General features: G+C 66.2%; 10 protein-coding genes and 1 tRNA gene. 3 read left to right on the forward strand and 8 right to left on the reverse strand.

Features of this window, described 5'->3' with window-relative positions; translation table 11 throughout:
• Window positions 1-141 precede the first annotated feature (141 nt).
• Both ACFQU1_RS15285 and ACFQU1_RS15290 read right to left on the reverse strand, forming a co-directional pair.
• Window positions 142-216 (reverse strand) — tRNA-Gly (locus ACFQU1_RS15285).
• A 270-nt stretch (window positions 217-486) separates the two neighbouring features.
• Complete coding sequence (locus tag ACFQU1_RS15290; protein ID WP_378133989.1) at window positions 487-1,326, reverse strand: inositol monophosphatase family protein; 840 nt, start codon at window positions 1,324-1,326, stop codon at window positions 487-489.
• Between the two features lie 265 nt (window positions 1,327-1,591).
• Here ACFQU1_RS15290 and ACFQU1_RS15295 point away from each other — a divergent pair, with 265 nt between their 5' ends.
• On the forward strand, window positions 1,592-1,972 hold the full coding sequence (locus ACFQU1_RS15295) for a RidA family protein (RefSeq protein WP_378134084.1): 381 nt from the start codon (window positions 1,592-1,594) through the stop codon (window positions 1,970-1,972).
• Between the two features lie 29 nt (window positions 1,973-2,001).
• On the opposite strand, the gene ACFQU1_RS15300 is transcribed toward ACFQU1_RS15295, so the two are convergent.
• From ACFQU1_RS15300 to ACFQU1_RS15325, 6 genes are all read right to left on the reverse strand, one after another.
• Window positions 2,002-2,460 carry a DUF1850 domain-containing protein gene (locus ACFQU1_RS15300; protein ID WP_378133991.1) on the reverse strand — a complete coding sequence of 153 codons (459 nt, stop codon included), beginning with the start codon at window positions 2,458-2,460 and terminating at the stop codon, window positions 2,002-2,004.
• Complete coding sequence (locus ACFQU1_RS15305; protein WP_378133993.1) at window positions 2,457-4,769, reverse strand: TRAP transporter permease; 2,313 nt, start codon at window positions 4,767-4,769, stop codon at window positions 2,457-2,459. The genes ACFQU1_RS15300 and ACFQU1_RS15305 overlap by 4 nt, the downstream gene beginning before the upstream one ends.
• 181 nt (window positions 4,770-4,950) lie before the next feature.
• A complete protein-coding gene (locus tag ACFQU1_RS15310; RefSeq protein WP_378133995.1) occupies window positions 4,951-5,904 on the reverse strand; it encodes a TAXI family TRAP transporter solute-binding subunit in 954 nt (317 codons plus the stop codon).
• Between the two features lie 186 nt (window positions 5,905-6,090).
• Complete coding sequence (locus ACFQU1_RS15315; protein WP_378133996.1) at window positions 6,091-6,702, reverse strand: HupE/UreJ family protein; 612 nt, start codon at window positions 6,700-6,702, stop codon at window positions 6,091-6,093.
• 192 nt (window positions 6,703-6,894) lie between these two features.
• Complete coding sequence (locus ACFQU1_RS15320) at window positions 6,895-7,668, reverse strand: L,D-transpeptidase (RefSeq protein ID WP_378133998.1); 774 nt, start codon at window positions 7,666-7,668, stop codon at window positions 6,895-6,897.
• Between the two features lie 176 nt (window positions 7,669-7,844).
• On the reverse strand, window positions 7,845-9,236 hold the full coding sequence (locus ACFQU1_RS15325; protein WP_378134000.1) for a dipeptidase: 1,392 nt from the start codon (window positions 9,234-9,236) through the stop codon (window positions 7,845-7,847).
• Between the two features lie 184 nt (window positions 9,237-9,420).
• On the opposite strand from ACFQU1_RS15325, the gene ACFQU1_RS15330 reads away from it, so the two are divergent.
• On the forward strand, window positions 9,421-10,398 hold the full coding sequence (locus ACFQU1_RS15330; RefSeq protein ID WP_378134002.1) for a nucleoside hydrolase: 978 nt from the start codon (window positions 9,421-9,423) through the stop codon (window positions 10,396-10,398).
• A 106-nt stretch (window positions 10,399-10,504) separates the two neighbouring features.
• Window positions 10,505-11,053 (forward strand): molybdopterin adenylyltransferase, encoded by a 549-nt coding sequence (gene mog, locus ACFQU1_RS15335; protein ID WP_378134004.1) that lies wholly within the window; start codon window positions 10,505-10,507, stop codon window positions 11,051-11,053.
• The last annotated feature ends 360 nt before the right edge of the window (window positions 11,054-11,413 follow it).

Genomic DNA, 11,413 nt, shown 5'->3' on the forward strand with positions numbered 1-11,413 from the left:
ATAGGCGGGGAAACGAGCAGGGGCGGCCCATCGGACCGAGAGCCGTTTCATCCGCGTGGCGACCCGGTGGCGACCCGGAACTGACACGACGAGGCCGCCATGCGGCGGCCTGACGTAAGTCATTGATCCTATAGAAGAAACTGGAGCGGGCGAAGGGATTCGAACCCTCGACCCCAACCTTGGCAAGGTTGTGCTCTACCCCTGAGCTACACCCGCATCCACCGGCGCGCCAGTGCGTCGCCGTCTGGTGCTTCATGCCGCAAAGCGGATGGGAATGCAAGGGGCTATGATAGCAGTTTTCCACGTCCATCGCCGGGCGCCGGCAGCGGCGCTTGCGCTCCTGTCGCGCAGCGCATTTCACCACCCTCCAAGAGCCCTTCAAGAACCCTTCCGCTCAATTTCGCGAACGTCGCTCGTCGGCGTGATCGCCCGTAACCCAGCGCAGGCCGAGCGGCCAGGTGGGCAGGGGAGACGTCGCACTGGTAATCAGCGTAGCGCTTCGCCAGCGAAAAGCGCGGCGTGGATCGCTTCCCAGCTCTGCCGATCGGTCGCGCAGATGAGCCCGCCCTGGTGCAGGCTCGGCCGATAAGGACTGCCGTCGAAGCGCGCCGAATAGCCGCCGGCCTCCTTGTGCAGAAGCCAGCCTGCGGCATGATCCCAGGGCATCAATTTGGCATAGGCGAGAAAATCGCATTGGCCTGCGGCCGCCAGGCGATATTCATGCGCGGCGCAGCGGTAGGCACCCGCCACCGCAAAGCGCGCGAGATTGCTGGCGACCTGCGAACGCATCGGCTCCGGCAGGGCCGCCCAGGAGACGACGCCGTTCATGTCGGCGACATCCACGGGTGCGGCCACGGCCAGGCGCTCGCGGGCGCCGTCCGCTGCCTGCAGCCAGGCGCCTTCGCCGCGCACCGCCCAGGCGACGTCATCCATGATCGGATCATGAATGACGCCGGCGAGAACCTCGCCACGACTGACCACGCCGGCCATCACGCCGAACAGCGGCAGGCCCGATGCGAAATTCTTCGTGCCGTCGATCGGATCGACCACAAAAGCCAGCTCCGCATCGGCAAGATGGTTGAGAAGCCCGGGGTTGGCCGCGGTACTTTCTTCGCCGACGATGACTGCCGCCGGAAAGAGGCGACGCAGGGCGGCTGTAATCGCAAGCTCGGCCGCCTCATCCGCGTCGGTAACGAGATCATGCATCGAGCTCTTCCGGCGGATCGCGCCTGCCCCGAGCTTGCGAAAGCGGGGAAGGATCTCGGCTCGTGCGACCTCGCGCAGCACCTCCGCGAGCCTCAGCGTATCCTTGATCGAAAAAGTCACAGGCGAAATCCTCCAGGCGGTGGGCACCCCGTCTTTCGCCGCCCTCCGCCGCATGTCAATGGCGCAGCGTCACCATGGTTGCACCGGGCCGAGTTGCGGAGGAGATGCTTTAAGTCTAAATCATTTGGAGCTGCGGCGGCGTGCCGAACCGGCGGCTGCGGATCGGCTGAGACGGGCACAGACGATGACGGACAGGATAGCTGAGCGTCCCGCTGGCGGGGGGGCGGCCGACGCGACTGCAGAGGCCCTCCGGTCTCCGCACCGAATCTTGCAGCCCGATGGCTGGCCGCGGCCCAAAGGCTATGCCAATGGCGTGTTCGCCGAAGGGCGCATGGTGGTGACCGGCGGCATCGTCGGCTGGAATGCGGAGGGCCGCTTCGCGGACGGTTTCGTTGCCCAGGCGCGCCAGATCTTTCTCAACATCGCGGCCATCCTGGCTGAGGCCGGCGCGGGTCCCGAACATCTCGTGCGGTTGACCTGGTATGTCACCGACATGGACGCCTATCTGACCCATGGCAAGGCGCTCGGCGCCGCCTATCGCGAGGTGCTGGGGCGCCATTTTCCGGCGATGGCCGCCGTGCAGGTCATGCGCCTCGTCGAGCCTGCGGCACTTGTCGAGATCGAAGCAACCGCCGTTCTGCCCTGAAGCCTGTCGGTCCGGCTGGCGTCGTCAACTCAACGGCGCGGCGCCCCGCCAGGGGCGGCCGGCTCCGGTCCTGTTGGGCAGAGGATAAGGCGCACCGGGTCGGCATCTGCCGGCACGAGCGTACTCATCGGCCGGCAGGCACGCACCGAGCCGGCCATGGAGGGGGCGGAAGCTCCCGCCTCGCCGATCGGCGCGGAGGTGCAGACGCGCCAGTCGGCGGTCGCGCCCGAGCGCCGCAGAACGACCTCGGGCAGCGGCGGCAGGTGGGGCGTCCAGGCCCAGACGCCGCGGGTGAAGCGGGCGTCCGGCGGCGGGTCCATGCCGGCGCCGGAACCCTGCACACGCGCCTCGTCGAGTACCAGCCCCTTGGCTGTGGCACGCCAGTCCTCCTCCCAGACGGTCTTCTGGACGGAGTGGGTCCAGGCGAGTGTCATCGAGGAGGTGCCGAGGTGAACGACGAGACTTGCCGCGGCCAGGCAGAGGTTCATCGCGTGGTTGCCGCCGGGTCGGCTGAACCCGGTCGGCTCCGGGACGCGGCCAATCTCCTCGCCCGCCAGACATGCGCGACGAAGGTGATTGCCGCGAGCGCCAAGCCGATCTGATCGGTCAGCGGCACCGCAACGACCAGCGACATGGCGGCGAGGGTTGCCGCCACACGCTCCCAGAGAAGCAGCCTCACTCGCAGGAAGCCGGTTGCGGCCACGCCCCAGAGCCCGATCGCGAGCGCCGTCTTGAAGATCATATAGGCGACGTCGAGCCAATAGGCGGTGCCTGCGAGACCGGCGACCGGCTGCAGCATGAGCGAAGGGTCATAGACCGCCATATAGGGAATGACGAAGCCGGGCAGGGCGATGCGTAGCGCCTGAAAGCCGATCTTGAAGCCGCCCTCCTTGGCGATCGGCGCGGCGGCGAAAGCCGCCAGCGCCACGGGTGGGGTCAGATCGGCCATGATGCCGAAATAGAACACGAACATGTGGCTGACGATCAGCGGCACATCGAGCTGCAGCAGCGCCGGCGCCGCGAGCGAGGAGGTGATGATGTAATTCGGAATGGTCGGAATACCCATGCCGAGCACCAGGCTCACCAGCATGGTCAGGATGAGCGACAGAACCAGCGAGCCCTTGCCGACCGACACCACCCAATTGCCAAAGATGCTGCCGATGCCGGTGAGCGTCATCGTGCCGATAACGAGCCCGACGACGGCGCAGGCAAGGCCAACCGGCAGGGCCTGGCGAGCCCCGGCGGCAAGCGCATCACGGCAGGCGGCTAGCGTTTCCGGTCCGCCCTGCACGAAAAGGCTCGCTATGACGAGGGCCAGGACGAGCGCGAGGATCACGAAGATGCCGAATTCGAGAAAGCTCGCTGCAAGAAGGCCGAGGCCCACCCAGAAGACGACGCGCACCGCTTGATGCGCGAGCCCCGCGGCAACGGCGGCTCCCAAGATGAGCGCAACGGTGAGGGCAAGACCGACCGAGCCGGCAAAGAGCGGCGTGTAGCCCGCGAACAGGAGATAGACGAGCATCGCGAGCGGGAGAACCAAAAACCAGTTCTCTTTGAAGGCGGCGAGGGCATTCGGCAGTTCCGCCCGCGGCATACCGGTCAGGCCGTATCGCCCGGCTTCCAGATGCACGGCCCAGAAAGCTGAGGCGAAATAGAGCATCGCCGGCACCACTGCCGCCTGCACCACCTCGGCATAGGGCACGCCGATGGTCTCGGACATGATGAAGGCGACCGCTCCCATGACCGGCGGCATGATCTGCCCGCCCATGGAGGCCGTTGCCTCGACGCCACCGGCGAAGGCCGCGCGGTAGCCGAAGCGCTTCATCAGGGGAATCGTGAACTGCCCGGTGGAGACCACATTCGCCACGCCCGATCCCGAGATGGTGCCCATCAGCGCAGAGGAGAACACCGCGACCTTGGCCGGCCCGCCGCGCGCGCCGCCGAACAGGCCCATGGCGACATCGGTGAAGAGCTTGATCATGCCCGCGCGCTCGAGAAACGAGCCGAAGAGAATGAACAGGAAGATATAGGTCGCCGAGACCAGGGTGGGCGTCGTGTAGATGCCCTCGGTGCCGAAGGACATGTGCTCGATCACCTGCTCGGGCGTATATCCGCGGTGGTCGAACGGCGCGGGCAGATAGTTGCCGAGCAGGCAATAGGCGAGGAACAGGCCGGCGACGATGGGCAGCGCCGGCCCCATGACCCGCCACACCAGGATCAGGAGAATGGCGATAACGGCGATGCCGACGACGAAGTCGGCCGAGGTCAAGTCGCCGGCGCGGTCGAGGAGATCGTAGTAAAAGGTCCATTGATAGAGGCCGACGAGGAAGCCGGCGATGCCGAGACACCAGGCCATCCAGCGCCCCAGCGGTCCATGTGACCGGTGAACGGCCAGCATGCCGCCCGCGACGAGGCACAGGAAGCCGACGTGGAGCGCGCGCACCACCTGGCTCGGAACGCCGCCGCCGAAGCGCGACAGCAGCACCATCGTCAGCACGAGCGGAATGATGGCGAGAACGGCCTCCCGCACCGGCTTGTGCCGCGCGGCATCAATGCCGATCTTGATCGCCCAGAGGACGAAGGCCGCCGTGATGACCGTGATCAGATCGACGCCGGGCAGGAAGGCCCGGTCGAGTGGAATGCCGAAGGCCGTGACGATCTGAAAGACCGAGAACGCGACAGCGATCCAGAACAGCAGCAGGCCGGCAAAGCCTTCCCCGAAATGGTCGGGCAGTCCATGCTCCGCTCCTGCAGCGCCCTGGGTTGTGGCCTGCTGTCCTATTCTGTCATCGGTCATCGAGCGTTTCCTTCGACGCGAACGGTCCGGGCAAGCCGCTTCCGGGTGATCTTCGGGGGCATGCCGCCCTGAGGATGTCACGCGGGATCATGGGACGGACTGAAACGATTACCTCACCCGGTACGAAGAAGCGGGCCCGAAAGCCCGCTTGCCGGCACTCTCTACAGGCTGAGTGCGACGCCTATTGCGTGATGCCTTTTTCCTTGAAGTAACGTTCCGCGCCCGGATGGATCGGGATCGGCATGCCCGTCAGCGCGGCATCGAGCTTGATGTCCTTGGCGGCGTTATGCGCGGCGGCAAGCTCCGGCAGGTTCTCGTAGATCGCCTTGGTCATCTGATAGACGAGATCGTCCTGGAGATCGGAGCGGGTCACGAGATAGTTGACGATCGCCGCAGTCTCGACCGGCTGGTCCTGGCCCGTATAGGTGCCGGCCGGGATCGTGGCCTTGATATAGGGTGCGCCCACCTTGTCCACGACGGCCGCGGGGATTTCCACCACGGTGATCGGCACAGAGCTCGCGAGATCGCGCAGCGAGGCAACGCCGAGGCCGGCCGACTGCAAGGTCGCATCGAGCTGGCGATTCTTCATGAGCTCGACCGACTCGTTGAACGGCAAATATTCGACCTTGCCGAGATCCTTGTAGGTGAGCCCCGCACCGTCCAGAACGGCCCGGGCATTGAGCTCGGTGCCCGATTTCGGGGCGCCGACCGACAGCCGCTTGCCCTTAAGGTCGGCGAGCGTCTTGATGCCCGATTCCTTGGAGGCAACCACCTGGATGTAGTTGGGATAGATCGCGGTCACGCCGCGCAGCTTGTTGAGCCGCGACTTGAAGCCGGCCTCTTCGTTGCCGGACCAGGCAAAGGCCAGGCTATCGCCGAGCGTGAAGGCGATTTCGCCCTTGCCCTGCTGCAGCAGGATGAGATTTTCGACGGAGGCTTTGGTCGCCTGCACCGACGGGCGCGTCCCAGGGATCTTCTCGCTGTAGACCTTCGAAAGGGCCACGCCCAGCGGGTAATAGACGCCCGACGTGCCGCCGGTCAGGATATTGATGAAATCGTCCGCCTTCGCCGGAAGGCTGGCGGCCATCAGAGTGGCCGCGACGGCGACAAATTTACAGGCGACGTTTTTGAACATGGGTGCTGGTCCTCCCCCGCATGTTAGCAGCGCTTTGGGGAGACAGTGTCGACGTTTTCGGTGATTTTCTCAACCGCGCCTTTCGGCCAGTATGCGCAGGCTCGACAGCACAGCCGGCAGAGCTGGCTCGCGGCCGACCGGAACAGGCAGGCGCCGGACAGCGGCGGGCCGCTGTCCGGCCTAATCTCAGATCAATCCCGCAAGCAGCGCGAGCCCGGCGACGCTCACGAGCCCGCCCGCCGTGCGGACGACGATCGCGCCGCGCCGTTCGCCGGCCCGGCCGATCAGCATGCCCGCCCCGATGCCGGCCAGATGGAGGAGGGCGGTTCCGATGACGAAGCCCGCGCCGTAGCTGAGCCCGGCAGCGGCCGCCGGCATTTCGGTGCCGTGCGCATGGCCGTGGAAGATCGCAAAGAGCCCGGCAAGTCCCATGGCCACGGCGAGGGGCGCCTTGATTCCGAGGGCAACGACCGCCCCCAGCACCACCACGGAGAGCGCGATGCCCAGCTCGACGAAGGGGATCGAGACGCCGGCCATGCCGAGCGCGCCGCCGGCGGCCATGACCAGCACGAAGGCGCAGGGCACGAGCCACAGCGCCCGCCCGCCGATCTGGTAAGCGAGCATGCCGACCGTCGTCATGGCGAGAATATGGTCGAGCCCAGTGAGGGGATGGGCGAAGCCGTGGCTGAAGCCGACCGTCGCACCGACGCCGGGATGGGCGAAGGCGACGCTCGGCAGAAGTGCCAGGGCCGCGGCAAGGCTGAGGCGCGCTGCCGTTCCAACGAAGATAGATGTCATGCGGGAGTCCCTTCCGATCGCGCCGATGATCGCTTCTCGGCGGTTATCGCCATCGGCGGATCGATTGAAGGCATATTCGCGCGCCCGCGCAAGCGCGAAAACCGCGTAGTGCGTGTCGCAAAAGCCCGCAGTTCGGAATGGCTTCGTCGCAGCCGCGCTCGCGAGAGCGCAGGGACGAAGGTGAGCGATGCCTCACACGGTTCGCGCAGACAGAACGACGACCTTGGTGCCCACCGGCACCCGCTGGTAGAGGTCGATGACGTCCTGGTTGATCATCCGGATGCAGCCCGACGAGACGCTCTTGCCGATGGTCCAGGGTTCGACGGTGCCGTGGATCCGGAAGAGCGTGTCCTTGTTGCCCTGCCAGAGATAGAGGGCGCGCGCGCCGAGCGGGTTTCGCGGGCCGCCCGCCATTCCGAGCCCGCCTTGAAGCTGTGTGAGCACCTTCTTGAGCTCGGGCTGGCGCTGGACCATTTCCTTGGGCGGATACCAATCCGGCCATTCCTGCTTGGAATTGACGGTGGCCGCACCTGACCAACCGAAGCCCTCGCGCCCGACGCCGACGCCGTAGCGCATCGCGCGGCCGTTTTCCTGGACGAGATAGAGATAATGGTGATGAGGATCGACGATGATCGTGCCGGGCATTTCAGTCGTGACATAGTCGACCTGTCTGCGCCGGAAGGCCGGATCGATTTCTGAGAGCTTCACCGCGGGGATGGGGAAACGCTCTCCCTCCACCGGGCCGTAAATGGACGCCAGATCGGCCCCCCCGTCGATCGGGTAGCCGTCACCGAAAGGCTCTTCGCCCGGTGGCAGATCGTGGCCAGGCATGGGCGCGAGCGGCAGCGCCTCCACCCGCCTGTCGGGCCCATTGCTGACGCAGCCGCCGAGGGCCAATGCCGCGGCGCTGAAGCCAAGGCCAGTAATCAAACGGCGACGTTGCCGGTCTATGGCGGGCACGGTCATGGTGCATCGAACTCCAGAACAGCAATTTCCATAGCTTAGCCGATATGGAAACACTCCGATACCGCTGGCAGTCGGCGAGCGGGCCTCATTTGCAGGCAGAGTTACCCACCGGCTGCAGCGATTGCTCAATTGCGAAGGTATCGCTTCTGTTCCGCGTCTCGAAGACGAAACCGAGGCTAGGCCGTCGCAAAGGCGCCGAGGATCCGCGCCCAGGAGCGAATGCCGTGGTGGAAGCTCGCGAGATCGTATTTCTCGTTGGGCGAATGAATGCGATCATCGTTCTGGCCGAAGCCGATCATCAGCGAATCCATGCCGAGCAGGCGCTTGAAGTCGCCGACCACCGGAATGGAACCGCCGGAGCCGACGAGCGCCGTCTCCTTGCCCCACTCCTCGTCGAGTGCCCGGCGCGCCCGGCCGAGCAAGGCGCCGTCGACCGGCAGGCTGATGGCGGGGCTGCCGCCGTGCTCCTTGAAGGAAACCTGGCAATCCGCCGGCAGACGGCTGCGGATATAGGAGCGGAAGGCGTCGCGGATCTTGTCGGGATCCTGCTCGCCGACGAGCCGGAAGGAGACCTTGGCGGAGGCCTTGGCGGGAATGACCGTCTTGAAGCCCTCGCCCGTATAGCCGCCGATGATGCCGTTGATCTCGCAGGTCGGGCGCGCCCAGAGCTGTTCGAGCACGCTGCGGCCGGCCTCGCCCGCCGGAACGGACAATCCGACCTCGCCGAGAAAGGCTTTTTCCTCGAAGGGAAGGCGTTGCCACTGATCCTTCAATTCCGCCGGGAGTTCCGGAACGCCGTCGTAGAAGCCGGGCAGGGTGATGCGACCGCTCTCGTCGCGGAGCCCCGCGAGGATGGCGGCGAGCAGGTGGATGGGGTTGCGCGCGGCACTGCCGTAAAGGCCCGAATGCAGATCGCGCGAGGCGGCGGTGATCTCGACCTCCTCGCCCACGAGGCCGCGCAGCATGGTGGTGATGGCGGGCGTCTGCCGGTCCCACATGGAGGTATCGCAGACCAGCGCGATATCGGCGGAGAGTTCCTGGCGATTGGCGGCGAGGAACGGCTTCAGCGAGGGGCTGCCCGATTCCTCCTCGCCTTCGAGGAGGATGGTGACGTTGACGGGCAAGCTGCCCGCTACCGCCTTCCAGGCCCGGCAGGCCTCGACGAAGGTCATGAACTGGCCCTTGTCGTCGCCGGAACCCCGCCCGCTGATGGCGCGCGTGCCGTCCTCGGTCGTGATCAGGCTGGGTTCGAAGGGAGGTGCCGTCCAGAGATCGAGGGGGTCGACCGGCTGCACGTCGTAGTGACCATAGAAGAGGACATGCGGCCCGCTCGTTGCCGCCTTGGAATGAGCGACGACCATGGGATGGCCTTCGGTCGGCCGGACGGATGCCTCGAAACCGAGCCCGGCGAGCTCAGTGCTCAGCCACTCCGCCGCCCTGGCGCAGTCGCCCTTATAGGCGGGGTCGGTGGAAATACTGGGGATGCGGATCAGATCGAAGAGCCGGGTGAGGCTCTGGTCGAGATCGGCATCGATGCGCGCGAGAACCGAGGGCGTGTTGGCATTCACGAGACGTCATCCTTCCGGCCGGTGGGCGAGCCGCACGGGGCTCATCGGCCGGAGCAAGGACGCTGGCGAAGGAAAAGGTTCCTTTCCCCAAGGTACCGCCGACAGCCGAACGAACGGACTCGCGATGGCGCTCATGCTACACGAGAACCGAAAAACAAGTCTCGCGTGAAAGACATCTGAGGCCATGAACGCGTCCACTTCACTCCGCGTGATTATCGACACAGACCCCGGTCTCGACGATGCGCTCGCCATCCTGGTGGCGCTCGCCTCGCCCGAATTCACCGTCGAAGGCATCGTCACGGTCGCCGGCAATCTCGGGCTCGACGTCACCACCCGTAACGCCTTGCGCATCCTCGCCCTATGCGAGCGCCAGGACATACCGGTCGTGGTCGGCGCCGAAATGCCGCTCGAGCGGTTGCCGATCGATGCGGCGAGCATCCATGGCGTGGACGGCCTCGGCGGCATCGCCTTTCCCGAGGCGGTCGCTGCTCCTCTTGCGGTCGACGCGGTGGCCTGGATGGCGGCACGCATGGCGGCGCACCCGCCCGGCACCCTGCGCATCCTCGCGCTCGGACCCCTGACCAATCTCGCGCGGCTCATTCGCGAGCGGCCCGAGGCCGCGCGCCGGCTTGGCGGCATCGTCGCCATGGGGGGGGCTGTCCGCGACCGGGGCAACATCACGCCCCTGGCGGAATTCAATGTCGCGGCGGATCCGGAGGCGGCCGATGTCGTGCTGCGAGCCGGCCTGCCGCTGACCCTCGTGCCGCTCGACGTCACGCGCCGCGTCGGCGCCGACGGCGAATGGGCCCGCCGGCTGGCTGAAAGCAGCGGGCCGGTTGCTGCCATGGCCGCACGATGCGTCACCGCCTATATCGGCAATATCGTCGCCCATAGCGCCAGAACCCGCCCGGACGGGCAACAGGAGTTGCCGCTCTGCCCGCTGCACGACCCCTGCGTCATGATCTTTCAGGCAAAGCCCGACCTTTTCACCACGGAACGGCTGCCGATCCGCGTCGTGACGGACCGCTCGCCGGCCGATGGCGCGACGGTGATCGACCCCGTCGAGGGGGTGCTCGTCGACGTCCTCACCGGCGTCGATTCCGAGGGCGCCTTGGCATGGGTCGCGGGCAGGCTCGGCGCGGCCGGTCGGCTCGCCGGCTGATCTCGATAAGGCTCTGGGGGCCGCTTTCGGGCTGCGGCGCGTTGCGATTTGGCCGTGTCGAACCCATATTCGCAAGGCGTTGCAGGCCGGCAGGGAAGGGGACCCAGTGGCATCAGAAGTGGTGACATCAGAGGTGGCTGTCGGGATCGTCACGGTGTCGGACCGGGCAAGCCAAGGTGTCTATGAGGACCGTGGCGGGCCCGCCATGGCCGCTTATCTCGAGCGGGTCTTGGCAACGCCCTGGCGTCGCGAGGCGCGGCTCGTTCCCGACGAGCGTCCGGTTATCGCGGCGACCCTGCGCGAGCTCGCGGATGAGCATCGCTGCGCCTTGATCCTGGTGACGGGTGGCACGGGGCCCGCGCCGCGCGACGTGACGCCGGAGGCGACCGAGGATGTCTGCGAACGCATCCTGCCTGGTTTCGGCGAGGCCATGCGGACGGCAAGCCTCCGCGAGGTGCCGACCGCCATCCTGTCGCGGCAGGTAGCCGGTATCCGGGGGCAGAGCCTCATTATCAATCTCCCGGGCAAGCCGGCTGCCATCGACACTTGTCTCGATGCGGTCTTCGCGGCGGTTCCTTATTGCGTCGACCTGATCGGCGGTCCGCGGCTCGAGACCCGTCCGGGCACAATCGAGGCCTTCCGCCCGCGCAGCTGAGGCGTGGATGTTATCCACAGGGGTGGCTGTGCGAAAAATTTTGCCGGTTTCGATTGACAGCCGAAAGGGGGAGGGCCTATATAGTCCTCACATGAGCGCAGTCGCTGACTTCGGCGGCGGCGCCCTAGCTTCCTGAAAGACAGGGCAAGGATCGCCCGGCGCCAGTCGGGTGATACGGTTTTGTCTTCAGAGGAGCGCTTTGTCGCCTCAGTGACCTCGGGTTACGTGGCGGCTGAGGTGCTCCGAGAGGCATTCGCTCTTTGACAATTATATCTGAGAGGAAGAGAAGCGTAGGCGGCGGTGTCCTTGCGGGTTTCTTCTGGTTTCGGGTTTGGGTTTGATGCGGGTTTCGGCTTGTGT

The sequence above is a fragment of the Chelatococcus sp. GCM10030263 genome (assembly GCF_042666455.1).
Taxonomy (GTDB): Bacteria; Pseudomonadota; Alphaproteobacteria; order Rhizobiales; family Beijerinckiaceae; genus Chelatococcus.